Annotated in this window: 25 protein-coding genes and 2 pseudogenes; 22 read left to right on the forward strand and 5 right to left on the reverse strand. The window is 40.5% G+C overall.

Features of this window, described 5'->3' with window-relative positions; all coding sequences use genetic code 11:
• A partial coding sequence (locus LIZ66_RS12725; RefSeq protein ID WP_330663606.1) for a hypothetical protein occupies positions 1-488 on the reverse strand: 488 nt, incomplete at its 3' end.
• Between the two features lie 21 nt (positions 489-509).
• Positions 510-698: pseudogene (locus tag LIZ66_RS20065) on the reverse strand (type I restriction enzyme subunit R domain-containing protein); the annotation flags it as partial.
• 23 nt (positions 699-721) lie between these two features.
• Here LIZ66_RS20065 and LIZ66_RS12730 point away from each other — a divergent pair.
• The 4 genes and pseudogenes from LIZ66_RS12730 to LIZ66_RS12745 all read left to right on the forward strand — a co-directional run.
• Positions 722-1,171 (forward strand): annotated as a pseudogene (locus tag LIZ66_RS12730) (hypothetical protein); the annotation flags it as partial.
• A gap of 68 nt (positions 1,172-1,239) precedes the next feature.
• Positions 1,240-3,360: a recombinase family protein gene (locus tag LIZ66_RS12735; RefSeq protein WP_211147993.1), complete on the forward strand. Its 2,121-nt coding sequence runs from the start codon at positions 1,240-1,242 to the stop codon at positions 3,358-3,360.
• Positions 3,357-3,656 (forward strand): TnpV protein, encoded by a 300-nt coding sequence (locus LIZ66_RS12740; RefSeq protein WP_264467168.1) that lies wholly within the window; start codon positions 3,357-3,359, stop codon positions 3,654-3,656. Before LIZ66_RS12735 ends, LIZ66_RS12740 begins: the two co-directional genes overlap by 4 nt.
• A 176-nt stretch (positions 3,657-3,832) precedes the next feature.
• Positions 3,833-4,210, forward strand: a complete 378-nt coding sequence (locus LIZ66_RS12745) for a translation elongation factor Tu domain protein (RefSeq protein WP_021748087.1) — start codon at positions 3,833-3,835, stop codon at positions 4,208-4,210.
• 144 nt (positions 4,211-4,354) lie between these two features.
• On the opposite strand, the gene LIZ66_RS12750 is transcribed toward LIZ66_RS12745, so the two are convergent.
• Positions 4,355-5,650, reverse strand: coding sequence for a tyrosine-type recombinase/integrase (locus LIZ66_RS12750; protein ID WP_055182527.1), 1,296 nt, complete (start codon positions 5,648-5,650; stop codon positions 4,355-4,357).
• Between the two features lie 86 nt (positions 5,651-5,736).
• Entirely contained in the window at positions 5,737-6,366 is a 630-nt protein-coding gene (locus LIZ66_RS12755) for a helix-turn-helix domain-containing protein (protein ID WP_003505395.1), read from the reverse strand.
• Positions 6,367-6,540: 174 nt separating this feature from the next.
• On the opposite strand from LIZ66_RS12755, the gene LIZ66_RS12760 reads away from it, so the two are divergent.
• The 8 genes from LIZ66_RS12760 to LIZ66_RS12795 all read left to right on the forward strand — a co-directional run bounded on the left by LIZ66_RS12760 (position 6,541) and on the right by LIZ66_RS12795 (position 12,715).
• Positions 6,541-6,771 carry a helix-turn-helix domain-containing protein gene (locus LIZ66_RS12760; RefSeq protein ID WP_003505382.1) on the forward strand — a complete coding sequence of 77 codons (231 nt, stop codon included), beginning with the start codon at positions 6,541-6,543 and terminating at the stop codon, positions 6,769-6,771.
• A 144-nt stretch (positions 6,772-6,915) separates the two neighbouring features.
• A complete protein-coding gene (locus LIZ66_RS12765) occupies positions 6,916-7,230 on the forward strand; it encodes a hypothetical protein (RefSeq protein ID WP_014080633.1) in 315 nt (104 codons plus the stop codon).
• A complete protein-coding gene (locus tag LIZ66_RS12770; protein WP_117483110.1) occupies positions 7,230-7,535 on the forward strand; it encodes a hypothetical protein in 306 nt (101 codons plus the stop codon). Before LIZ66_RS12765 ends, LIZ66_RS12770 begins: the two co-directional genes overlap by 1 nt.
• On the forward strand, positions 7,511-9,232 hold the full coding sequence (locus LIZ66_RS12775; protein WP_055182639.1) for a MobA/MobL family protein: 1,722 nt from the start codon (positions 7,511-7,513) through the stop codon (positions 9,230-9,232). Before LIZ66_RS12770 ends, LIZ66_RS12775 begins: the two co-directional genes overlap by 25 nt.
• Complete coding sequence (locus LIZ66_RS12780) at positions 9,210-9,920, forward strand: DUF6040 family protein (RefSeq protein WP_044905124.1); 711 nt, start codon at positions 9,210-9,212, stop codon at positions 9,918-9,920. The genes LIZ66_RS12775 and LIZ66_RS12780 overlap by 23 nt, the downstream gene beginning before the upstream one ends.
• 375 nt (positions 9,921-10,295) lie before the next feature.
• Entirely contained in the window at positions 10,296-10,877 is a 582-nt protein-coding gene (locus LIZ66_RS12785; RefSeq protein WP_008373078.1) for a TetR/AcrR family transcriptional regulator, read from the forward strand.
• Positions 10,870-11,562, forward strand: coding sequence for an ABC transporter ATP-binding protein (locus LIZ66_RS12790; RefSeq protein WP_015517697.1), 693 nt, complete (start codon positions 10,870-10,872; stop codon positions 11,560-11,562). Before LIZ66_RS12785 ends, LIZ66_RS12790 begins: the two co-directional genes overlap by 8 nt.
• Positions 11,563-11,566: 4 nt before the next feature.
• The gene (locus tag LIZ66_RS12795) at positions 11,567-12,715 is read left to right on the forward strand and encodes an FtsX-like permease family protein (RefSeq protein WP_015541486.1); all 1,149 of its coding nucleotides are present in this window, start codon (positions 11,567-11,569) and stop codon (positions 12,713-12,715) included.
• A 182-nt stretch (positions 12,716-12,897) separates the two neighbouring features.
• Here the strand turns inward: LIZ66_RS12795 and LIZ66_RS12800 are convergent, their stop codons facing one another.
• Positions 12,898-13,134, reverse strand: a complete 237-nt coding sequence (locus LIZ66_RS12800) for a DUF6061 family protein (protein WP_008373065.1) — start codon at positions 13,132-13,134, stop codon at positions 12,898-12,900.
• Between the two features lie 391 nt (positions 13,135-13,525).
• Between LIZ66_RS12800 and LIZ66_RS12805 the strand changes: the two genes are divergently transcribed.
• From LIZ66_RS12805 to LIZ66_RS12850, 10 genes are all read left to right on the forward strand, one after another.
• Complete coding sequence (locus LIZ66_RS12805; protein ID WP_211147991.1) at positions 13,526-14,005, forward strand: MGMT family protein; 480 nt, start codon at positions 13,526-13,528, stop codon at positions 14,003-14,005.
• Positions 14,006-14,225: 220 nt separating this feature from the next.
• The gene (locus tag LIZ66_RS12810) at positions 14,226-14,405 is read left to right on the forward strand and encodes a hypothetical protein (protein ID WP_227200896.1); all 180 of its coding nucleotides are present in this window, start codon (positions 14,226-14,228) and stop codon (positions 14,403-14,405) included.
• Entirely contained in the window at positions 14,398-15,414 is a 1,017-nt protein-coding gene (locus tag LIZ66_RS12815; RefSeq protein ID WP_227200895.1) for an AAA family ATPase, read from the forward strand. The genes LIZ66_RS12810 and LIZ66_RS12815 overlap by 8 nt, the downstream gene beginning before the upstream one ends.
• Before the next feature lie 180 nt (positions 15,415-15,594).
• A complete protein-coding gene (locus LIZ66_RS12820) occupies positions 15,595-16,860 on the forward strand; it encodes a plasmid recombination protein (RefSeq protein WP_227200894.1) in 1,266 nt (421 codons plus the stop codon).
• 118 nt (positions 16,861-16,978) lie between these two features.
• Positions 16,979-17,167 carry a transposase gene (locus LIZ66_RS12825; RefSeq protein WP_055228440.1) on the forward strand — a complete coding sequence of 63 codons (189 nt, stop codon included), beginning with the start codon at positions 16,979-16,981 and terminating at the stop codon, positions 17,165-17,167.
• Positions 17,168-17,246: 79 nt separating this feature from the next.
• The gene (locus tag LIZ66_RS12830; protein ID WP_330638328.1) at positions 17,247-18,872 is read left to right on the forward strand and encodes a helicase C-terminal domain-containing protein; all 1,626 of its coding nucleotides are present in this window, start codon (positions 17,247-17,249) and stop codon (positions 18,870-18,872) included.
• 76 nt (positions 18,873-18,948) lie between these two features.
• The gene (locus LIZ66_RS12835; RefSeq protein ID WP_117764029.1) at positions 18,949-21,705 is read left to right on the forward strand and encodes a YodL domain-containing protein; all 2,757 of its coding nucleotides are present in this window, start codon (positions 18,949-18,951) and stop codon (positions 21,703-21,705) included.
• A 299-nt stretch (positions 21,706-22,004) separates the two neighbouring features.
• Positions 22,005-22,211, forward strand: coding sequence for a hypothetical protein (locus LIZ66_RS12840; RefSeq protein ID WP_173719636.1), 207 nt, complete (start codon positions 22,005-22,007; stop codon positions 22,209-22,211).
• Positions 22,189-23,379 carry a CHAP domain-containing protein gene (locus tag LIZ66_RS20370; RefSeq protein WP_008703824.1) on the forward strand — a complete coding sequence of 397 codons (1,191 nt, stop codon included), beginning with the start codon at positions 22,189-22,191 and terminating at the stop codon, positions 23,377-23,379. The genes LIZ66_RS12840 and LIZ66_RS20370 overlap by 23 nt, the downstream gene beginning before the upstream one ends.
• A gap of 158 nt (positions 23,380-23,537) precedes the next feature.
• Positions 23,538-23,750, forward strand: coding sequence for a helix-turn-helix domain-containing protein (locus tag LIZ66_RS12850; RefSeq protein WP_008703822.1), 213 nt, complete (start codon positions 23,538-23,540; stop codon positions 23,748-23,750).
• The last annotated feature ends 5 nt before the right edge of the window (positions 23,751-23,755 follow it).

The raw sequence follows: 23,755 nt of genomic DNA on the forward strand, positions 1-23,755 counted from the left end.
TAGTCATCGGAATCTTCCACGTCTTCCATTGTTATGATCCTAAATTGTGCCTCCAAGTATTCTGCATCAATTTTTTCCATTTCCATTGTTGAGATATTAGTATTCAAATTAAAGCCTGGTTTTGGGGTCCGTTTTCCATCACCACCTTGATTGGAAGGAAGATCGTTGTATCGCATAGTCAAAATCTTGTATGTCTTTTCATCAAAATCCAGTTTTTTTCCATATGAATTTGTCCATTTTAATCCCTGGAGCATAGCTGCCCGCATAGTGGTTTTCATGTCATAAAATTCTCTCCGGAATTTCTGTCTGTTTTCATCCTTTTTCGGAAGGCATTCAAAATTATCTATTTTATCCTGAGAAAAAACATACGTAATATTATCAAAGATATGATTCAGCTTATCGATATTTTTCTCTAAATCATTTACCTCGACATCTGCATAATCCCCCTCACAATAGAGTTTTAGTGCTTCTTGCAGATTCCGTTTCATGCTATAAGGTTTCCTGAAAAACTTAACCATTCCCCATGGTTTTTCATTATTATCCAAAACTCTATTTGTTCGCGATATTGCCTGAATCAGTGCATCATCTTTCAGTTCCCGATCCAGATATAATATATTTACATACTGCGAATCAAAGCCTGTAAGCAATTGTTTTACTACTATTACGATATCAATACACTTACTGTGATCATTTCCAATATGTTCATATGGCTTTTTATGAACAGGATGGCGGACGTTATACCGTCAAACAGATTGAAAAAACCAGAAAGACACTGCAGACAAGGCTGGAAAAGCTGAATCAGAAAGAAAAAAAAGATCAGGTAGTTACGTTTGAAGAACTGGGAGTAGATCACTTGTATGTAGATGAAGCACACAGCTATAAAAATGCGTTTCTCTATACAAAAATGAGGAATGTAGCCGGGATTGCACAGAACGAAGCACAGAAGTCGGCAGATATGTTCAATAAATGTCAGTATCTGGATGAGATTACTGGAGGAAAAGGCATTACTTTTGCCACGGGCACACCAATCAGCAATAGTATGACGGAATTATATGTTATGCAGCGATATCTGCAGAACAGTAAATTACAAAATATGGGACTTGGACTGTTTGATTCCTGGGCTTCCACTTTTGGAGAAGTTGTCACGAGCATCGAACTTGCTCCCGAGGGCTATACTTTAATAGGACGATAAAATTAACTGTCCTAAATTGAAAATACATAAGGAAGGAGGTTAAGAGAATGTCAAGGACTTCAAAGATTACGGCACTCTACGAGAGATTATCAAGAGATGATGACTTGAATGGCGAGAGTAACTCCATTACCAATCAGAAAAAATACCTCGAAGATTATGCCCGTAGGAATGGCTTTGAGAATATCCGTCATTTTACTGACGATGGTTTTTCGGGTGTGAATTTCAATCGTCCCGGTTTTCAGTCTTTGATAAAAGAAGTTGAAGCAGGCAATGTCGGAACATTGATTGTTAAGGATATGAGCCGATTGGGGAGAAACTATCTGCAAGTCGGATTTTATACGGAAATTCTGTTTCCGCAGAAAGATGTCCGTTTTCTTGCAATCAATAACAGCATTGACAGCAACAATGCTTCGGATAATGATTTTGCCCCGTTTTTGAATATTATGAACGAATTTTATGCCAAAGACACGAGCAATAAAATCAAGGCTGTATTTGATGCACGAATGAAAGACGGAAAGCGTTGTAGCGGTTCAATCCCTTATGGGTATAACCGATTGCCGAGCGATAAGCAGACGCTTGTTGTTGACCCTGTGGCTTCTGATGTGGTAAAGCGTATCTTTCTGCTTGCCAATGAGGGCAAAAGTCCACGAGCCATAGCGGAAATACTAACCGAAGAAAAGGTTTTAATTCCTGCCGCATATGCAAAGGAATATCACCCCGAACAGTACAACGGGATTAAGTTTGCAGACCCTTATATTTGGGGTATATCTGCCATCAGAACGATTTTAAGCAGACAGGAATATCTTGGGCATACTGTTTTGAGAAAGTCGGTCAGCACCAATTTCAAACTGCATAAGAGAAAGACTACCGATGAAGATGAGCAGTATGTGTTTTATAATACCCACGAGCCTATCATATCACAGGAACTTTGGGACAGCGTTCAGAAGCGAAAGAAACGAGTGAACAGAGCTGCGGCAAGAGGTACACATACCAACCGATTAAGCGGTTATCTGTATTGTGCCGACTGTGGCAGGAGAATGACTTTGCAAACGCATTACAGCAAGAAAGACGGTTCTGTTCAGTATTCTTACCGTTGCGGCGGGTATGCAAGCAGGGTTAATTCCTGTACTTCCCATACGATTAGTGCTGATAATGTTGAAGCCTTGATATTATCGGCGGTCAAACGCTTTTCAAAATTCGTTCTGAATGACGAAAAAGCCTTTGCTTTGGAACTGCAATCCCTTTGGAAAGACAAGCAAGGAGAAAAGCCGAAGCACAATCAGTTGGAGTTGAAACGCTGTCAGAAACGCTATGACGAACTTTCTGCGCTCATTCGTGGCTTGTATGAAAATCTTATATCGGGATTGCTACCCGAAAGACAGTACAAGCAACTGATGAAACAGTATGACGATGAACAGGCTGAATTGGAAGCGAAAATGGAAACGATGAAAAAGGAACTTTCCGAAGAAAAAGACAGCACTATGGATATTAGGCATTTTATTTCGCTGATACGCAAGTACAAAAATCCTACGGAAGTTTCCGATTTGATGTTTACCGAACTCATTGATAAAATTGTGGTGTATGAAGCTGAGGGTGTAGGGAAAGCAAGAACGCAAAAGGTTGATATTTACTTCAATTATGTCGGGCAGGTCGATATTGCCTACACCGAGGAAGAACTTGCCGAGATAAAAGAGCAAGAAGAACAGGAAGAAAAGAAGCGATTGGAGAAACAGCGTCAGCGTGAAAAAGCCTACCGAGAGAAGCGAAAGGCGAAAAAACTTGCTGAAAACGGTGGCGAAATTGTCAAAACAAAGGTATGTCCCCATTGTCAGAAAGAGTTTACCCCTACAAGCAATCGACAGGTATTCTGTTCAAAGGATTGCTGCTATCAGGCAAGGCAGGATAAAACAAAAGCCGACAGAGAAGAGGAAAAAGGAAATCATTATTATCGTCAGCGTGTATGTGCTGTGTGTGGCAGTACCTACTGGCCTACACACAGCCAGCAGAAATTCTGCTCCGAGGAATGTAAAAAGATAAATCACAATAAGAAAACCTTGGAGTTTTACCACAAGAAGCAAAAGGAGAAAACATTATGCAAAGATTTATTACAGACGAAAGAACAGGTATCCGATACGAACTCATCGGAGATTACTATTATCCCTGCCTGACAGTAGAGGAAAGTCCTCCCCTTTCAAAATATGGGCGGTTGCGGCAACGATATTTGAGGGAACATAATCGTGTGTTATATTTTAATCTGCTGACAAGCGGAAAGTTATATGAACACCTTGCTGAAATTGATACTTCGGCTTGTAATATGGCTGAATATCTGATAAAGGAAATGGCACGAAAGCAGGGAGCAACGGAGGAACTGAAAGCAACGGATATGATGAGATGGATAGGATTGATGAATAACATTCGAGCCTGCGTTGATGAAATTGTATTGAATGATATTGTGTACTCGTAATTTAATACCAGCCGAAGAAGAACTGCTGTCAAGTGATGGCAATTTTTCTTTTTCGGCAAGTATTCAAGAAGTCATTAAGTCGTGAGTATAGTCGAAGTGGTAGAAAAATCTATAAAGATATGGTATAATACTTTTGATTAAAAACAATAAATCGGAAGTTATAAAGGAGAAACACTATGGGATTATTTGGTAAAAGCAAAAAAGAGCGAGAAAAAGAGTATATGAACAGATTAGATGTTCCATTATGTTTAAAAGAAGACTTTGAATTGATTATTGATGATGTATTTACAATTATGGGGGTTGGAACAGTTGCCACAGGAAACATATCAACAGGAATGTGTAGAGAAGGAGAAAATGCGTGTGTTTATAAAACAAATGGAGGTGTATTAGAGACTATAATTACTACCATCGATATACATACAAAAGAACGAAAATCAAATGGTTGTGGATATAAAACAGAACATGTTGGACTTGGGTTAAGAGGAGTTTCTAAGGAACAATTAGAAAAAGGAGATAGAGTGATTGTAAAGAATGCCAATATGTATGGAATGTAATTACAAATTCCAGTTTGCCGAAATATATTTCTAACTTTCCCTATTTTACAGGCTTTCCAGCCTGTGCATTAGCGAAACGATATGTATTTTCCCTTATTTTTGCCCTTATGAGATAATCGTAAGGGAAATAAGGGAAAGTTTTATTTAGTCATTGCCTGCCACTTTATCAAGTAACCTTGCAGATTCCCGCTTGGCTTTTCTTGTAGAGTGTGCATAGACATTCATGGTGGTACTGACATCTGAGTGCCCTAACAGTTCCTGCACATCCTTTGGTGCTGCTCCATTTGCCAGAAGGTTGCTTGTGTAGGTGTGTCGCAACTGGTGAAAATGAAATCCTTCAAATCCATCCAGTTTCTGAGCAATCTTCCTGCAAACAATTCCTAACGTGCTTGGCAGTTCCAAACTTCCATCCGGTCTTAAGCAGACAAAGGATATTTCCTTATAATCTTCTGGAACATTCTCTGTTCCGTCCAGATGATAGAACTCATAGTAAACTCTGTTTTTGTCTTTTACTTCTCTGTAGTAGTTTTTATGGTAAAGTTCTCCGTACTGCATTCGGTTTTTAAGTTGTTCCTTTCGGGCATTGCGAAGAATCTCTGCCAGTGTATCTCCAAAATCAACAATCCTTACCTTTTTTCGTTTGGTTGGTCCGATGATATTCTTGTGCCTTGAACCATCATATCGGATACTGCGTCTGATTGTAAGGCACTGTTCTTCAAGATTCACGTCCTGCCATGCCAGACCACAGGCTTCACCGATACGAAGTCCTGCATAATAAGCTATCTGGATTGGAAGTATTGCCGGTGGATTGTAATTCTGTAGAAATTCAATCAGTCTTTCATAATCCTCTCGTGGAATTGGCTGTATATCGCCATCCATGTCATCATCGGAAAACAGGTCAACCTCATCCGTCTGGTATTTCAGCTTAATATACTGCATCGGATTGAAAGTGATATATTGCTTTGGTGATACTGCAAATCGGAATGACTGCTGTAATACTGCCGAGAAAGAACGAATGTAATCTTTGCTATAACCTTTTCTTTCTGAACCATCTGGATAAGTGCCACCAAAGGAAAGCAGATTGAAGAAGGCTTGTAAATGCTCAGATGTTACATTTTTCAACTTTCTCTCTGAAATTGGATGCTTCTTGATGTTGGTAATGGCACCGAGGTAATTCTGGACTGTCCCATTACTGAGCGTACCGGTCTTTAATTCTTCCTCTGCCCATATATCAAGTAATTCTCCAATTGTAATATTTTCCGACTTTGCAATGAATTTCTTGCTTTCGTAATCGTCCATTGCCTGACGGAGCAGTTTTTCCGTTTCACTTTTACTTTCTGTTCCAGCGTATTCTTTCTGAACCAGATTGCCGCTTGCATCTTCTACATAGAAGCGGTAGTACCATTTCTTTCCTTTTTTTCTTACAGATCCTTTTGCCATAATCGTGTGTCTCCTTTCGATATCAGACAATCGGAACTGATGAAATGCTTCTTGCGTGTAAGTATATCATAACTCCGGTTGTCGTTCTATACCGAATCGGAATCCTCATACAAAACTTCTGATAAAAGATTTTCAAGCCTTTGTTCTGCCATTTCCGGTTTCTTGGAATAAAGCCTTACGATATCTGCCATGTCGTTAAAGGCATTAACAGTGTGGGTGATCTCCCGGAGAAACATAATCTCGTTATATTCATCATTCGATTCAAACCCCATTACTTTTGCAATATCAGCTTCATTCGTGTTGCCCTTGTAATTCTTGCAGGCAAACTGGAATGATTCCAGAAACAGGTTATATTGCTTTAACATCAACAGCAGTAAATCTTTGGAAAAAGCATCTTCCTTTTTACTAAGGTCGAGAGGTAACTGTTTGAGAATATCGCCCATTGCATCACGAATCTGTAATTCTTTCTTATCCGTAATATCGGTTTCGTATTCATCGGTTTCCCCTCTGAGCCATTCAATAGATACATGAAGTGCTTCCGAAAGACCTTCCAGCACCATCTTTTTGGTATTGTCAATCGAACCATTCTCATAACGCAGGATTGTGGAAGCTGTAACTCCCATCTTCTCTGCAACATAAGGCTGTGTCAGATTTAATTCCAGACGACGCTGTTTTGCCCTGCTGCCTATCAGCTTGCGTAGTTCTTTATCTTTCATGCTGATTGCCTCCTTTTTCGGTATGTATGAATTATAGCATGTACCTCACATAATTGCAATATGCAATATAATAATTATTTTTAAAATTTCATAACGCTTGACAACACAATATAAAACCGCTATACTAACAGCACAACAAAAATTGCATAATGCAATTTATAAGGAGGTGACAAGATGACGGAAAGAAAGATTGCATTATCCATCGAGGAAGCAGCCGACTATACAGGAATTGGCAGAAACACTTTGAGAAAGCTGGTTGAATGGAAGAAGCTTCCGGTATTAAAGGTCGGAAGAAAAGTCCTTATTAAAACTGACATTCTGGAAAAGTTCATGGAAGCCAACGAGGGGCGTGATCTGAGGGATAAAGGAAATGTAAAAGCTGTCACAAGAAATGTGGCAACTTAAAAAGGCGGCTTCCTAAGAAACCGCCAAAGGTTCTATCAGACCGAAGCCATGATATACCTACACGCAAGAGGATTATACCATGTGCTTCTCCTGATATGCAACCGGGAACTGTTGTTTATCGGAAAAAGAAAGGATGAAGACGATATGGCGAAATCAACAAAGACTTATGAAGAAAGAATACGTGCATTAGAGAAAAAGGAACAGGAAAGCATTGAAGCTACAAAAAAGCTCATTGCACAGCGGAAGGAACTGGAAAAGCGAAAGAAAGCAGAGGAAAGTAAAAAACGAACCCACAGGCTCTGTCAGATTGGTGGCGCAGTGGAATCGGTTCTTGGCTGTCCGATTGAGGAGGAAGATTTACCAAAGTTGATAGGCTTCTTAAAAAGGCAGGAAACAAACGGAAAGTTTTTCTCAAAGGCGATGCAGAAAGAGCCACTTACAGATATGGAGGAAGTGTAATGGCGGAGGGAGTGGTTTTTCCATTCCCTTCATTGCCTTTGAATGAAGGGCGCACTTATGGACAACCAGAGGTCGTCCTTATAAGTTTGCCACAAGTGGCAACCGGTCTGCGCTTACGCTTGCCGGGCTCGTTCCGTCGGCGGGGCTTTCAGCCAGACCTGCTCATGCCGCAGGGGGCACTCTTGCGCAGAGGGCGTTCCGACAGCTTCACTTCTGCCAAACCAGAAGAAGATGCTGTCGGAAATCAATGCCGGATACGGCAGAAAGGGGGAATTATATCATGGCGATATTTCACTTTACAGTAAAGATTGTCGGGCGCAGTAAAGGAAAATCTGTCATATCCGCATCGGCATATCTTAATGGAGATGTGATGAAGAATGAGGAAACAGGCAGAATCAGTTACTATACTTCCAAAAAGGAAGTCGTCTACACCAGTCTGATGATGTGCGAAAATGCACCTCCTGAATGGCTGCATGTACCGGAAGAAAATATAAAAAGGTTTCAACAGTCTATCCGTTATAAAAGAGCGGATGATAAAGATGCCGCACTGGAAAAGTTTAAAATCACATTTCAGAAACAGCGTCTATGGAATGAGGTATTGAAGATAGAAAAAAATGCAGATGCACAGCTTGGACGCTCATTTGAATTTTCCCTGCCGAAAGAATGGAGCAGACAGGAACAGATTGATTATACAACCGAATATATTCAAAAGACTTTCGTGGATAAGGGAATGTGTGTCGACTGGAGCATACACGATAAGGGCGATGGAAACCCACATGTGCATTTACTTGTAACCATGCGACCATTCAATCTGGATCATTCATGGGGCAGCAAAGAAGTCAAGGACTGGGATTTTGTCAGAGATACTGACGGAAATATCGTGGTTGATGAATCCCACCCGGACTGGTGGCAGGATAAGAAAAATCCTGATCGGCATGGAATCCGCATTCCGGTACTTGATGAAAACGGAGTACAGAAAGTCGGGGCAAGAAACCGAAAACAATGGAAACGGGTTCTGACCGATGCTACCGGCTGGAATAATCCAAAGAATTGTGAGTTATGGCGAAGCGAATGGGCTGGGATGTGTAACCGGCATTTATCCATAGACAATCAGATTGACCACCGCTCTTATGAAAGACAGGGCAAATTAAAAATCCCTACGATTCATGAGGGTGCGGATGCAAGAAAGATTGAGGAAAAATATCTCACCGGACAGATATGGAATGGTTCATGGAAGGTAGAGGAAAACCAGATGATTAAAAAACAAAATGCACTACTGCAAAAGGTAATCACAACCTTTGGTAAGGTATCCGGTGCATTGTCAATATGGAAGGAGTGGTTGAATGACATTAGAAGAAAGCAAAGAAGTAATTCCCATGATGGAAGCAATGATTACACAGATAGAGGAACAGCAGAATATCATGGCAGAGATGCTTCAGGAGATACAGGAAAAGGACGAGAAGCTGATGTGCTTTCAGGAGCAGGAAGAACGATTGCAGCAATTAGAGAAAGAATTGTCAGAGCTGCTACAAATCTTACCGGATACAGAAGAACTGTTGATGCTTCTGGAAGAAAAGACAGACCAGATACAGAAACTCACAGACGAAAATCAGCAATGGCAGGAATTGGCACAGAAATTGAACAGCGAGAACCGGCTATTGCAGAAACAGAACAGCGAATTACTGAACTTGAACAGCAATTAGAGAAAGGAAGGTTGATTGATGAACGAATTAAGAAACTCAAAGAACGACGATCAACTGGAAGAACTGCTAATGCTGACGGAGCAGATGCAGGAAGAACTCGACCAGAAAGACCGGACTATCAGGAAACTGAAAGTGCAGCTCGACGAATCGCTGACCTTGAACGAGAGGTTAAACAGCGAGAACAGAGCAGGGAACATTCAAGCCTTAAAGAACGACTTGAGGAAAACAAAAGAATTATTGCAGAGCGAGAAAGAGAAAACGCTCACCGCAAAGGACATGATAGAGGAATGTCGCGATAAGCTAAGACAGGCAGAACAGGAACGGGACTATGCACTCTCCCATCAGAAAAAAGTAGAGATACCGGTTGAAAAGCCGGTACTCTATCAAAAGTGTGGGAATTGTAACCAGACAGCTTATCTGAGAGCGAAGGAAAGGTATGATACGCAGAGAGAAAAACTGGCAGGCAGATATAAAGCAAAAACAGCCATGTATGAAGCATTGATGTTTTTGCTGATATGGTATTCCGTATCGACTACTCTTTTTCAGATAATACTGTCAAAAATCTTTATTTCTGATTGCGTGGTATTCTTTGATACAATCGCAACTTTTATACAGAGCATTGCAGGGTGGATTATACTGACAGGAAAGAATGTGGCACAGATTAGTAATGGAATATCCAATCCTGTCATTACCGGAATTATATACTGGCTGATAAGATTATTGATTTGCGGTGGCTGTCTGGTGGGTGCAGAAATACTTTTAGCATTCACCGGGATAAAGATTGCCGGGCTATATAAGAAATACTGCTGGGATATGATTACAATACTGGTAACACTTATAAGCATGGCAATAGCAATCTATTTTGGAGATTGGATAAAGACAGTATTGCCGATCAATCTGCTATTTTTCTTATTATTCGTGCAACTGGTATATGTTGGAATCAGGTGGTATGTAAAAGGCTGGCGGGAAACAAGGGGATATTATTAAAAATCCGATTGTAAACACACAATTTTATATATGTGCTTAATCACACCTCTTTGTATTTTAATAAAATCCTACAAAAGCTTTGAAAACAAAGGATTCATTGTAATGTGTTCGCTTTATCCCTTTATATGATTTCACACTATGTTCCCCTTGCCCTGACTGTTCATAATGGTAAAAGCAAGGGCTGGAAAAACGCATAACGCAATACAACAAAGTGTAGCAATTGGGATATTATGAACGAAGAAATCATCTTTTCATAAGCAGTCAATAAGGCTGAAGGAATTAATCTCTGCCGCCTTATTGACTTTCAGGTGGGCTTCAATTATAATTAAATCAGCTGATTTAAAACAAGCGATTTAGTAAAAGGAGAGATAAAGTATGCCACCAAAAGCCAAATTTACAAAAGCAGAAATTATTGAAGCCGCATTAAATATTGTCAGGGCAGACGGATATGAGGCTTTGACTTCAAGAGCGTTAGGAACATATCTCGGTAGTTCGGCAAGACCCATTTTTACTGTATTTAAAAATATGGAGGAGGTTCAGCAGGATATGATTAAATCTGCTAAAGCTCTGTATAAAGAATATGTCAATAAAGGACTAACAACAGAGCCCCCGTTTAAAGGGGTGGGTACACAATATATTCTCTTCGCTGTTAATGAGCCTAAGCTTTTTCAACTCCTCTTTATGACGGAGCAAAAACAAATTCCTGACTTATCTGGTGTACTTCCGCTGATAGATGAAAGTTATGAGCAAATTCTATTGTCAATTCAAGATGATTACAAAATTTGCAAGGCAGCTGGGAAAAAACTGTATCATCATCTTTGGATATATACACACGGAATTGCAACGCTTTGTGCCACAAAAATGTGCCGATTTACAGACGAAGAAATCAGTACAATGATTACTGAGGTATGTATGAGTATTTTGAAAAAGCTGAAGGAAGGAGAAAATAATGATTAAAGCGAGAAATATAATAAAATCCTACCAAAACGGAGAAAGCCGATTCCAAGTATTAAAGGACATCAGTCTTGATATTGAGGATAATGATTTTGTGGTTATTCTCGGCGCATCTGGTTCTGGCAAGTCAACCTTTTTGAATGTAATTTCAGGTCTTGAACGCCCTGACAGCGGTAAAGTGTTTTATGACGGAAAGGATATTACAGCACTTTCTGATAATGAATTAACTTCATTTCGTAAGGAAAATGTCGGATTTATTTTTCAGCAGTATTATTTGCTACCCAATATGAGCGTTGATAAAAATGTAAAAATGGGTGCTGATTTAGCAAATAATAAAGATTATAAAAACGTCATTAGAGCGGTTGGACTCGGAGAAAAACTACATAAATATCCCAGCGAACTTTCGGGTGGCGAACAGCAAAGAGTATCTATTGCAAGAGCTTTGGCAAAAAGACCGAGAGTATTATTTCTTGACGAACCGACAGGAGCATTAGACGAACAAACAGGACGACAGGTTCTTGATTATATATGTAAACTTCAAAAGGAATATGGTTTTACGATTGTAATGGTAACGCACAATTTGAATATTGCGGAAATGGCAAACACAGTTATAAAAATGAATAGCGGAAAAATATCTGAAATTTACACAAATGAAGCACAAAAGACTGCTTATGAGATAGGGTGGTGATGGTATGCTCGTTGGAATAAAAAATGTTTCAAAACTCATCGGTATTTCCATTATAGCCTGTTGTGCTGTTCTTGTTTGTACAATGTTTCTGAACTTTTATTTTGATATTCGATTAATTGAGAGTGAAATTACATCTGAATTATCAATGTTTTTTTATAATGCTCAGGTTTCTACCGCAAAAGTCGTTTGCCTTGTAAGTGGCGGATGCTTGCTTTTAACTGCGATTGTTATGTTGTTGTTTTATATTAAGCATTATATTGACACGCATAAGAAGGAACTTGGGATATTAAAGGCGTTGGGATATTCAAATATCAAAATTGCAAAAAGCTTTTGGGTATTCGGAATTAGTATATTTATTGGAACTGTAACCGGATATGCAGGAGCATTTCTTATAATGCCGTGGTTTTACGCTCTACAAAATGAAGATAAAATGCTTCCTGAGATAACTATCAATTTTCATCCAAGCATTTTATTTTATTTTGTGGTATTGCCGACTGTGTGTTTTTCGGCACTTTCAGTTTATTATGCCTGGTACAAATTCAAAAAACCTGTGTTGCTGCTTTTGAAAGATAATATGCAAACTGCTTCTAAAACACCAAATCATAGAATCGAAAAAAGCAGTGAATTGTCGTTTGTAGAGTATTTGAAAAGGAATACCTTGAAATCTAAAAAGGCACTTGTATTCTTCATTATTTTTGCTTCGTTTTGCTTTTCAGCTATGACACAAATGTCGTTTAGTATGAAAGATTTATCAAGTGAAATGATGGGTGTGATGATGTTGGTCATCGGACTTGTATTAGCGTTTACAACTCTGTTTCTTGCTATAACTACAGTAATAAACGGAAATACAAAAACTATTGCTATGATGAGAGTATTCGGCTATTCACAGAAAGAATGTTGCAGGGCAATTTTAGGAGGATACAGACCGCTGTCCTATATTGGTTTTATAATCGGAACAGTATATCAGTATGGATTGCTTCGGCTTATGGTGGATATTGTATTTAAGGATGTCGAGGGTGTACCTACGTATAAATTTGACTTTCCTACTATGCTTATTTCTCTTGCTTGTTTTATCACGATTTATGAAATTATGATGTATATATATTCTGAAAAAATTAAGAAGATTTCTATCAAGGAAATTATGATTGAGTAACAGGGGAAAATACATACAAACAAAATGGATACAATGCCCTGTCTGGTGCAATAAAAACTGAACAATGATACTGGAAAATACCAAATTTAAAAGTTTCATCTGCATTGTCAGAAGTGAAAAAATATAGAATAATAGGGACAAATAAATCTAAAAGGGTTATTTGTCCCTTATTTATCTTTGAATTAAATTTCTAAGGAATCTTCCGCATCTACCCACATTTGCATCGTTCCATCAAGATACAATCTTGCATATTCAAGTGGTTCATCAATAGCAAGTGCATTTAACGCACAATCTGATCCAGGTGTTGTTTTTAAATTCTTTTCTGCTTCCCAGCAGTCAATGCGGAGCATATAGCCAGCACTGGTATATACATCAATGCTGTTTCTGTGTGGATTGTATTCTGCAAATATCGTTCTCATCGTATCAAATCTCCTTATCGTTCAATCAATCATTTGTTAAAAAAATAGAAGCATTTCAATCAGTTCACCATGTCGTTTTAATTTTGTGTTATACTGTTTTATAGGATTTTCTTGCCCTTGTATTTGCCCTTATCAGAGTTCGTAAACACTGGTGGGACAATATAATACAAGGGAAACAATAAGGGAAAGCTCACCTGCGATAAACTTAGTGTTTTCAAGGGCTTGAGAGATATTTGATAATAAAATATAACAATTATTAAATTCCTTGGAATACATGAAATCTCAATTCAAGTTTGCAAGGCGAGAAAGTTGGAACTTCTTAAAATAATTCAAACAGTCTCATTGCATAAGTGTTATAGATAGACTATCCTTAAAGAAGGAGGTGGCAAAAATGGCAAATGAAAATAGAAAAGATTTTAATGCTATGTTGCACGATAGTAAGGATATGCCAAAGTTTCAGATTATTACAGACCAAAAGAGTATTGAAAAATATGGTGGAAGCAGAATGTTTTTTGCTCCGCCAATCGACTATGACAATGTAATGAAAAAAATTCCGTATGGCAAAGTAATTACCATTGGGAAGATACGAGAATACTTTGCCAAGTTAAATGGTGCTGATTTTACAGAACCTATTACAGCGGGGATTTTTGTTTCTATTGCAGCGTGGGCAAGTTATCAGCGTACAGACGATGAAACACCTTATTGGAGAACATTAAAAGCCAACGGTGAACTCAATGAAAAATATCCAAATGGTATCGAGGCACAAAAAGAGAAATTAGAAGCAGAGGGACATACCATTCTGCAAAAAGGTCGTAAAACTATCCGATACTATGTAAAGGACTATGAGCAATTTCTTTTTAATTTGAAATAGACATTTGAAGGACAAGAAACATCGTAGCAATACGGTGTTTTTTGTTACCCAAAACCTACAATTCAATACATAACCACAGGTTAGTACAAACACCTTGCGTGATTTTTTGAGAGGCTTAGAACGGGAACTTCCCCCGATTTCCGCCCCGAAAAGATACACAAAAAGGTTTCAAGTATCTTTCCTGTGGTTTTTTTATTTTCAGACAGAAAGGTGGATTGATATGTCAAGAATGAGCAAGAAACGGAAACAAGAATGGGCATTGTTTCTGAATGACCGAAACCGCATTACCTACAACGAGTTTTGCAGAAAATGCAGGAATGACTGTAAGCAGAGTTTCCGCTGTATCGTGGTGCTTTGTCCAAAATATTTATCAAAAAGGAGAACAAAGAAAAATGATTGAAAATGAAATGACTGTCAGCGTACCTCTTGAAGTTGTCAAGGCAAGTGAAATTGAACCCAAAGAAGTGAAATGGTTGTGGTATCCGTATATTCCGTTCGGCAAGGTTACGCTGTTGCAGGGCGATCCCGGCGATGGAAAAAGCAAGCTAATGCTTTCTGTTGCCGCCCTGCTCTCAAAGGGCGAACCTCTGCCCTTTACCGAAACGGAAGAAAACGAGCCTGTGACTATCATCTATCAGACAACGGAAGATGACGCCGATGATACGGTAGTCCCTCGCTTTAACTCTGCTGGTGGGAACGGGGAAAACCTTATCTTCATCAAGGAAAATGAAAAATCTTTATCCTTTGGGGATAACCGTATTCGTGAAGCGATTGAGATGTACCACGCAAAGCTTTTAATTCTTGACCCGATGAGTTCCTATATCGGAGAAAGTTGTTCAATGAACAATGCCAACGAAACACGAGCCGAGTTTAATCATCTGATAGCGGTTGCGAAAGATACAGGCTGTGCGATTGTGATTATCGCTCATATGAACAAGATGAGGGATACCAATCCCCTTTACCGCACCAACGGTTCGATTGACATTGCGGGTGCTGCAAGAAGTATTCTTGCAATCACACGCACACCGAACAAAGAAGCACCTGCGGAAAGGTATTTGGTGCAGGTAAAATCCAACCTTGCCCCGACTGGCTCTGCCATTCTGTTTGAGGTGTCAGAGAAAGGTGTGGACTTCATTTTCGAAATGGAAATGACGGCGGAAGAAGCGTTCCAGTCCCTTGTACCGAAAATCGGCAGACCAAACGATAAGGAAGTCAAGGCGAAAGCATTTCTGATGGAAATGCTGAAAGACGGAGAAATGCTTTCTTCGGATTGTGAAGAAAAACTTGAAGCCGCAGGGTTCAAGAAATCGACCATCAAAAAGGCAAAGAAGAACGCAGGAGTTATCTCCCGAAAGAAAGGTTTTCTGTGGTACTGGTCTTTGCCGATGGGCGACATACCGAAAGAATAAAAACAGGCTGTCCGCTGATGTGACAGTCTGTTTTTATGATTGAGGTATCAAAGGAGGTCAAGGGGGAACACCCTTGCCCACGACATCTTTGCAGACGAAGTCTGAAAGTGTCATAGTGGGTTACACACATTCAAAGAATGTTGTGTAATGGCTTCGCCCTACTGAGAAAGGAGAACGAAAATGGCGAAAAACAACAAGGCGGATATGAGTTGTGCAAGGGTAAAAAAGTACACCGCTTCTGATGTAAGCAAGGCGGAAAGGCACAATGAACGCAAGAATGAAACTTATGAAAATATGAATGTGATTGAGGAACGCATACCCTATAATGTGCATTTCAAAAAGCCTTTTGCCCCAACCTATATGGAGCAATTAAAGCAGATGGAAACTGACGGTTTGGTGTCGCTTCGTGGGTTAAGAAAAGACGCAACGCTGTTCAATGAGATTGTGATTGATGTGAACACGATGTACTTCGAGCGTAACGGCGGCTACGAATATGCAAAGCAGTTTTACGAAGAAGCGTTCCATTTTATCGAGGAAAAATTCGGTGCTGATAATGTCATATCGGCTGTTATGCACGCTGATGAAATCAATGTAGCGGCAACCGAGGAACTTGGAAAAGAGGTTTACCACTATCATCTTCACGCTATGGTTTTGCCTGTGGTGGAGAAAGAAATCCTATGGAGCAAGCGTTGCAAAGATGAAAAACTGCGAGGAACGGTTAAGGAAGTTGTTCATCAAGTCAGCCATTCAAAGAAATGGAAATCGGATATTCCGCTGACCGACGAAAAAGGCAATCCGCTTCTCAGAAAGAACGGAAAACCGATGTTCCGAGCTTCATACAGTATTCTGCAAGATGAATTGTTTAACCATATGACGGAGCAAGGCTTCAAAGGCTTTCAGCGTGGCGAATACGGAAGTACAGCAGAACACCTGACTTCCCTGCAATATCAAATCAAGCAGGACAAGGAACGCTTGGAGAAGTTGCAGAAGCGCATTCAGCGTGAGCAGATAAAATATGAGCCTGCCCGTAATGTTTCTAAAACCTATAACGAGATTGACCGTATGGGGCAGAAAACAATCACAGGTAAAATGGCAATCTCCAAAGAGGATTATTCTGAGCTTACTGCCCTTGCCAAAGAGGGCATTACAAGTCGTGCGGAAATTAGCGAATTAGAACAGAGTGCCAACTATTACCGACAGAAATATTTTGACTGTGCAAACGCACTCGAAAGAATGAAAACTAAATACAACGAACTGAAAGAAAAGTGCAGACCTTTTCTTCAAGCGTTGGAGCATTTCCCCGAAGTTGCTAAACTTTTTACCGAAAAAGTGAAGCAACTTTTTTCTTTTAAGGAAGCACAGGAACGAGCCGAAAAAGAAGCAAGGGAAAAAGAACGACAGGAGCGTATCAAGGCTCGAAGAAACAAGCGTGGTATGGAAAGATAACCATTTCCATTATACTCACGACTTAATGACTTCTTGATATATTGAAAATCTGCGGTTACTGGGTGCTCTAATGTGAATGCCCAGCAATCAAATTTTATGAAAGAGAGGAACTGACTATATGAAAGAACAGAAATATTCTTATTCACAGCGAATTGGAAAGACAACATTCATCGTAAATGTAAAGCAGTCCGAAAGTGCCAAAAAGCCTTTGAATACGGTGTTTCAGGACATCTGCAAGCACGAGGTTTTGGGCGGCTTTTTTACGGACAAATCGTTTAATTTAGAAAATCCACAAAAAGTATCTTGACAAACTCGACCCCGAAGGAACAGGATATCGTGCAAAGTCCAGATTTGCACGGTTTTATAATATCCCGGAACTGATGAATATGTTCAAGGAGATTGCAGATATCAAGACTTCCGATCAGTTAAAGCTTCCTGTGCCGGAAGCAGAATATGAAACAGTGGTGCTGAAACCAACGGAACAGCAGAAAGAAATCGTAGAAAGCCTTGGAGAACGTGCGGAAGTTGTCAGAAATGGCGGAGTAGATGCCGCGGTTGATAATATGCTGAAAATCACCAATGATGGAAGAAAGTTAGCATTGGATCAGCGTTTAGTGAACGAATTATTGCCAGACAATCCGGAAAGCAAGATATCAGTCTGTGCAGAGAAAAGCTATGAAATCTGGAAAGACACAGCAGCACAGAAATCAGCACAATTGATTTTCTGTGATTTGAGTACACCGAAAGGCGATGGCAGTTTTAATGTCTACGACGACCTGAAACGGAAACTGATGGAAAAAGGAGTGCCGGAAAAAGAGATTGCTTTTATTCATGATGCAAATACAGAAGCAAAGAAGACGGAGCTGTTTGGAAAAGTGAAATCCGGACAGGTTCGTTTTTTGATTGGTTCTACAGCAAAGATGGGTGCAGGAACCAATGTGCAGGATCGTCTGATTGCGTTGCATCATCTGGATATTGGCTGGAAACCATCTGACTTGGAACAGAGGGAAGGACGTATTATCCGTCAGGGAAACCATAATAAAAAGGTTCATATCTTCCGGTATGTAACTGAATCCACATTTGACAGCTACATGTGGCAGTTGATTGAGAACAAGCAGAAATTCATTTCTCAGATTATGACCAGCAAAGCACCTGTGCGAAGCTGTGAAGATGTAGACGAAGCGGCACTTTCCTATGCAGAGGTCAAAGCTCTTGCAACCGGAAATCCGGCAGTAAAAGAGAAGATGGCATTGGATGTTGATGTGGCAAAATTAAAACTTTTAAAAGCCAACCACATGAATAACCAGTATCGACTGGAAGATGATATTGCAAGGAATTTTCCACAACAGATTGCAAAACTGACAGAGATCATTGACAGCTACAAGGCAGACATCGCTCATTTTTCTGAGTACAAAATCACAGATCCAGAGCAGTTTTCTATGGAAATCAGTGGCAAAGTGTTCACAGAAAAGAAAGAGGCAGGAGCGGCTCTTCTGGCGGTCTGCAAAGAAATTAAGTCTGTGGATGCAGCTATGGATATTGGAAGCTATCAGGGATTTAACATGAGAATCCAATTCGACAGTTGGAGCAAAGAGTTTATCCTGTCTGTAAAGCATGAATCGGTAGCTAAAGTTCGATTGGGAGCCGATGCTCTAGGAAATATCACTCGTATCAATAATCTTTTAGAAAGTTATCCGGAGAAACTGGCAGAAGCAGAACAACGGCTGGAAACGGTACAGGAGCAGATGACAAACGCCAAAGAGGAAGTCGGGAAGCCATTTCCAAAAGAAGAGGAACTGAACCAAAAACTGGAGCGACTGTCAGAGTTAAATGCACTTCTCAATATGGATGAACGGGAAGATACAGAAACAGAGCAGTCGGAATCAAAAGAGAAAGAAGAAAGACCGGCACGAGGTTCTATCCATGAGAAACTGCAGATTTATAAGGAAAAGAGTCAGCGGGAAAGTGAAACTGGCAAGGAAACCAGAAAACGGGACTTCGGTCTGGAATAAAGAGGAAAGATGGCATAATTTGGTAGAAGAAGGTTCTGTCGGTTATGCCATTTTTTAGAACACAGGAGGAATTTATATGGCAAGAAACAGGATAACGGGTAGAGAAACACAGAAAATGCAGGAATACACGCAGGGACAGATCAGTCAGGCAGAGCGTAGAGGCATAGAATTTCCAACAGATGTAAAAGAACAGCTTTTTGAATATGCGAATCTGATCGGTGAGGAAGAGAAAGTTAGGACTCTGGTAAGAAATCTAGCAGATGCAGTGATCCAGGCAGATGAAGAAGGGGTAGAGGATCTACTGGATGATGCAAGAATGGATATTCAGGATCTACCAGATCCAACCATAGGTAAGCTGGAATTACGTGATTATGGATATACAGCAGAAGACATGGTGCCGCTTAGAAAAGAAGCAGCTTTGGATTATCACAGAATGGGTTCTAAGATTTATTGCCTGGGCAGCGATGGCAGCAAGGGAGAGTATGCAAGTAAAGAAATGATACAGGCGCATGAAGGTCTGTTTGGCATGGAATCGCAGATGTGGGAACGGATAGAGGAGAATGACCTGGATTATGCCGATGAAGATTTTGGAGCATTTCAGGAGCCTATGAGTGTCATTGAGCAGGAAGAAGCACTGAAATTATACGATGCCGGAGCAGATATCTATCTGATCACTAATTTTTCATCACCAATGTATGTCACGGAACGCATGGAAATTGAACGAGGACCGGAGCATTATCAGATGTCTATGACAGAACTGGAGCGTTTCCGTAACCTGGAATGGGAAATGCAGAAATATCCGCAGATTCAGTCTTTGAAAGAGGCAAACCTGTTGTTAGGAACAAGGCGAACCTTTGGTATTTATCAGATCAAGGACGATTCACCGGGCGAAAACTATGCATTTATGAATATGCGCTTTATTGAAAGTCATGGTATGCAGATAAAAAAAGAAGATTATAAGCTGGTCTATGTTGGGGAATTATCGGGAAATATGTCACTGGATGATATTTTTGAAAGGTTCAACATTGATAGACCGGAAGATTTCCGTGGGCATTCCCTGTCTGTCAGTGATATCATAGTTCTGAATGACGGGGAAAAAGTAACCGCTCATTTTGTAGACAGTATCAGTTTTGAACAGCTGGATTCTTTCCTGAATCTGGAAGAACAGGTTCTTAGTGAACTGGCATATGAGGTAGGAGAACGTTACTTTGCTATTCAGAGAACAGAAGAAGGATATGATTATTCGTTTTACGATGAAGATTTTCGTCTGATGGATGGTGGCGTCTATGAAAATGATCAAATTTCTATTGAAGAAGCGGCAGAGGAACTTCTGGAAGACGAAGGCTGGACTGGAGAACGCATCCGTGGAGATTATGATCAGTTGATGGAAAAAGTAGAAGAAATGGATGAAGTTGTAATGGCAGAGATTCAGAAAAGCCAGGGCGAATATAAGCCTTTGGCAAAGGTGGAGGAACTGGAAGAGGCGAATTATAACATGATTGATAACGTCCTTAATAATATGCCACCGAAGAAAGAGCCTTATCTGGAATATTTCGCCACAGAATGTGATGAGTTCCATGATATGGGAGCTTATGAAAAAAGTACCGATGTTAATCAGATTGCTGCGGTCTATGAAAAATATAGGGAGAATCCTAAAACTGCGTATCTGGGATGCTCAATGGGAATTATTTATCGTGATCCGGAAGACAGTTACTATGATGAAGCCGAATTTGCGATCGTTAAAGGGAATACCGTATTCGGAAATCTGATGGATGATGTTCGATTTTATGGAGAACTTGCACTGGTACGGGAAGGGATCGAGAAAATTCATGAAGCATTGCCGGACTACAAGTATGTACCGATGAGGGATGTTCGAGAAGCAATGTATCCTGAGAAAATGACCACAGAACAGCTGGCAGAGGCACTGGATGAGATTGCAGAAGCTTTTGATCCGTATGAGTATCGAGATAATGTGGAGAGGGGAGAAAATACGGTGCAGGAAGTAATGCTGGATTTGAGAAGTGGAAATATTCATTCCTATATTTCATATCTGAAGGATATTGTAGACGAAGAATGCGATCTGTCTGTTCGTGCAGGAGTATTGATTGAAAGACTGAAAGCCTATGAACCTGAACTTCCAAAGGATATGGAACCAATGGTGTATGTAAACTATTGTGAAGAAAGTGATCTCATGAATCCAAGATGTCAGAAGCTGTCTGAGCTGGATGCAAAAACAGCAGAAATGGATAAAGAATGGTATGCAAAACGTGATCCGAAGACAGAGGAACCTACAAAAATTGCAAAGATATATGTGACTGTATATTATGCGGAAAAAGGTGAACAGATGCTGCATCATTTTAAGAAGTCAATGGATATTGGAAATGGACATGGCGGTATTGTGAGTCAGTTGAAGTATGATAATGAAATGAAGCTTACAGATGAGTATTGGATCAATTACCAGAAAGGCAAAGGAAGTGAAGAGTTCCAAAAGTATATGGAAGATCTGACAGACATGCAGAATCATGTGCTTCCGTATCTGCAGAGTTTTTGCAATCTGGAGGAAAAAGGTGTGAAGGAGAGACGAGAACAGCAGATAGCAGAAAGATATGAAGGAAGAGCAGATGAGAGGGTAACAAGTACCGAAGCGAATGAAGTTGTTAAGGATGTAGGAAAAACAGATAGAAAACCGGCACAGCAGAAGCAGGCGGTAGATGGAAAAGATAAGAAATTATCCATTCATGAACGGCTTGAGATCAATAAGAGGATTATTCAAGAAAAGCAGGGAAAAGATAAAACGGAGAGAGGAGTTGATTTGGGTGTAAGGACAGTGTAGAATAAGCAGAACGAGTCGGAGGTCATGGATGATAACGTGGCTTCCGGCTTTATTGCGTATTGTCGGAAGAATTATAAATGGTATAATGAATGTAAATGCGATAAAAGAATGTCGCCTGTTATGCGACTTCCAAATGAGAAAAGTGTGTTATTCTGAGATCAAACAAGAGGCTAATAGAGTCAGGAGGATGACATTATGAGTAAAAAAGGATATAGCAGACCAGGATTCTTTGGATCCATAAACCATTATGATGCAAACGGAAAAAAGTAGGCGAGAGCAGACCAGGATTCTTTGGTGGTATGAACGACTATGATGCAAATGGAAAGAAAATCGGACATAGTTCGCCTTCCTTTTTTGGTGGTATGAATCATTATGACAATAACGGGCATAAAGTAGGTGAGAGTCGACCAGGATTCTTTGGCGGTTTAAACCATTATGATGACAAGGGGCATAAGCGGGGGCATAGCAATCCAGGAGTTTTAGGTGGATTCAATCATTACGGTTAAAACTGCACAGAGAGCAGCACAAGCGGCAAGGGCTGCGGCAAAAGCCGCCGTGGTTACGGTAAAGGCGATTGCCAAAGCGACCGCACTTGCCATTAAAGCGATTATTGCCGGAACGAAAGCCTTGATTGCCGCTATCGCCGCAGGCGGCTGGGTGGCGGTTTTGGTTATTATCGTGATTTGCCTGATTGGTATGATCCTCGGCTCAGTATTTGGCATTTTCTTCTCAGACGAAGATTCCGGCACTGGAATGAGTATGCAGACCGTTGTGCAGGAAATCAATACCGAATACGATACCAAGCTGCAAGAGGAAAAGAACTCGGTATCCTATGATGTTCTTGAAATGAGTGGCAGCAGAGCCGTTTGGAAAGAGGTGCTTGCCGTTTACTCTGTAAAAACGAATACGGATCAAGATAACCCCCAAGAGGTTGCCACAATGGACGATGGCAAAAAGCAACTCTTAAAAGACATCTTTTGGGAGATGAATCAAATATCTTCCCGAACAGAGAGCAAGACCGAAACAGTTATTACCGAAACCGATGACGGACACGGTAATATCGTGGAAACTGAAAGCACGGTCACACAAACCTATCTGTATATTACCGTCAGCCACAAGACTGCCGAGGAAATGGCGGCGCAATATGGTTTTAACGAAGAACAGAAAGGCTACCTCGCTGAACTGCTTGCAGATGAAAACAATTACCTTTGGTCACAGGTGCTTTACGGCATTACAGGCGGCGACGGACAGATCGTGACCGTTGCACTCTCTCTGGTTGGCAATGTGGGCGGTCAGCCGTATTGGTCGTGGTACGGTTTTAACTCCCGTGTAGAATGGTGTGCTTGCTTTGTATCTTGGTGTGCCAACGAGTGCGGCTATATCGACGCTGGAGTTATCCCAAAATATGCAGGCTGTGTCAACGGAGTACAATGGTTTAAGGATCGTGGACAATGGCTGGATGGCAGCGCCGAGCCTGCCCCCGGAATGATTATTTTCTTCGATTGGGCAGACGAAAGTGGTCAGGATGGATTATCCGACCATACGGGTATTGTTCAAAAGGTCGAAAACGGCAAGGTTTATACGGTCGAGGGCAACTCCGGCGACAGTTGCCGAGTCAATGAGTATTCTATCGGTTATTACGAGATTCTTGGCTACGGCGCACCTGCCTATTAAAATACACAAGCCGCCTGCATTTTGCAGGCGGTTGGATTACATATCAGAAAGATATTGTGCCGGTTTGAAAACTAAAAGTCTCAAAATACAGACTTAATAATTGCGATTTCACTCTCAAAGTGCTATAATACAAACTATATTTGGGTGGAGGTGCGGAAATGAAAGTACGGTACAACAAACTTTGGAAACTTCTGATTGACAAGGGAATGAAAAAGAGTCAATTACGAGAAGCGGTCGGGGCAAGCAAAAGTACATTTGCGAAACTCGGAAAAAATGAAAATGTTACCCTTCCCGTGCTGTTGAATATATGCGAATACTTAGAGTGTGATTTTGGCGACATAATGGAAGCCGTACCCGAAAATGAGGTGTAGGATCA

Origin of the sequence: Blautia faecis (assembly GCF_020554845.1) — a bacterium.
Taxonomy (GTDB): domain Bacteria; phylum Bacillota; class Clostridia; order Lachnospirales; family Lachnospiraceae; genus Blautia_A; species Blautia_A faecis.

Excerpts from the sequence above, each read along its gene's own strand:
- LIZ66_RS12735 (WP_211147993.1), top strand. The coding sequence starts at position 1,240 with ATGTCAAGGACTTCAAAGATTACGGCACTCTACGAGAGATTATCAAGA.
- LIZ66_RS12745 (WP_021748087.1), top strand. The coding sequence starts at position 3,833 with ATGGGATTATTTGGTAAAAGCAAAAAAGAGCGAGAAAAAGAGTATATG.
- LIZ66_RS12750 (WP_055182527.1), bottom strand. The coding sequence starts at position 5,650 with ATGGCAAAAGGATCTGTAAGAAAAAAAGGAAAGAAATGGTACTACCGC.
- LIZ66_RS12755 (WP_003505395.1), bottom strand. The coding sequence starts at position 6,366 with ATGAAAGATAAAGAACTACGCAAGCTGATAGGCAGCAGGGCAAAACAG.
- LIZ66_RS12760 (WP_003505382.1), top strand. The coding sequence starts at position 6,541 with ATGACGGAAAGAAAGATTGCATTATCCATCGAGGAAGCAGCCGACTAT.
- LIZ66_RS12765 (WP_014080633.1), top strand. The coding sequence starts at position 6,916 with ATGGCGAAATCAACAAAGACTTATGAAGAAAGAATACGTGCATTAGAG.
- LIZ66_RS12770 (WP_117483110.1), top strand. The coding sequence starts at position 7,230 with ATGGCGGAGGGAGTGGTTTTTCCATTCCCTTCATTGCCTTTGAATGAA.
- LIZ66_RS12775 (WP_055182639.1), top strand. The coding sequence starts at position 7,511 with ATGGCGATATTTCACTTTACAGTAAAGATTGTCGGGCGCAGTAAAGGA.
- LIZ66_RS12780 (WP_044905124.1), top strand. The coding sequence starts at position 9,210 with ATGATAGAGGAATGTCGCGATAAGCTAAGACAGGCAGAACAGGAACGG.
- LIZ66_RS12785 (WP_008373078.1), top strand. The coding sequence starts at position 10,296 with ATGCCACCAAAAGCCAAATTTACAAAAGCAGAAATTATTGAAGCCGCA.
- LIZ66_RS12790 (WP_015517697.1), top strand. The coding sequence starts at position 10,870 with ATGATTAAAGCGAGAAATATAATAAAATCCTACCAAAACGGAGAAAGC.
- LIZ66_RS12795 (WP_015541486.1), top strand. The coding sequence starts at position 11,567 with ATGCTCGTTGGAATAAAAAATGTTTCAAAACTCATCGGTATTTCCATT.
- LIZ66_RS12800 (WP_008373065.1), bottom strand. The coding sequence starts at position 13,134 with ATGAGAACGATATTTGCAGAATACAATCCACACAGAAACAGCATTGAT.
- LIZ66_RS12805 (WP_211147991.1), top strand. The coding sequence starts at position 13,526 with ATGGCAAATGAAAATAGAAAAGATTTTAATGCTATGTTGCACGATAGT.
- LIZ66_RS12810 (WP_227200896.1), top strand. The coding sequence starts at position 14,226 with ATGTCAAGAATGAGCAAGAAACGGAAACAAGAATGGGCATTGTTTCTG.
- LIZ66_RS12815 (WP_227200895.1), top strand. The coding sequence starts at position 14,398 with ATGATTGAAAATGAAATGACTGTCAGCGTACCTCTTGAAGTTGTCAAG.
- LIZ66_RS12820 (WP_227200894.1), top strand. The coding sequence starts at position 15,595 with ATGGCGAAAAACAACAAGGCGGATATGAGTTGTGCAAGGGTAAAAAAG.
- LIZ66_RS12825 (WP_055228440.1), top strand. The coding sequence starts at position 16,979 with ATGAAAGAACAGAAATATTCTTATTCACAGCGAATTGGAAAGACAACA.
- LIZ66_RS12830 (WP_330638328.1), top strand. The coding sequence starts at position 17,247 with ATGTTCAAGGAGATTGCAGATATCAAGACTTCCGATCAGTTAAAGCTT.
- LIZ66_RS12835 (WP_117764029.1), top strand. The coding sequence starts at position 18,949 with ATGGCAAGAAACAGGATAACGGGTAGAGAAACACAGAAAATGCAGGAA.
- LIZ66_RS12840 (WP_173719636.1), top strand. The coding sequence starts at position 22,005 with ATGAACGACTATGATGCAAATGGAAAGAAAATCGGACATAGTTCGCCT.
- LIZ66_RS12850 (WP_008703822.1), top strand. The coding sequence starts at position 23,538 with ATGAAAGTACGGTACAACAAACTTTGGAAACTTCTGATTGACAAGGGA.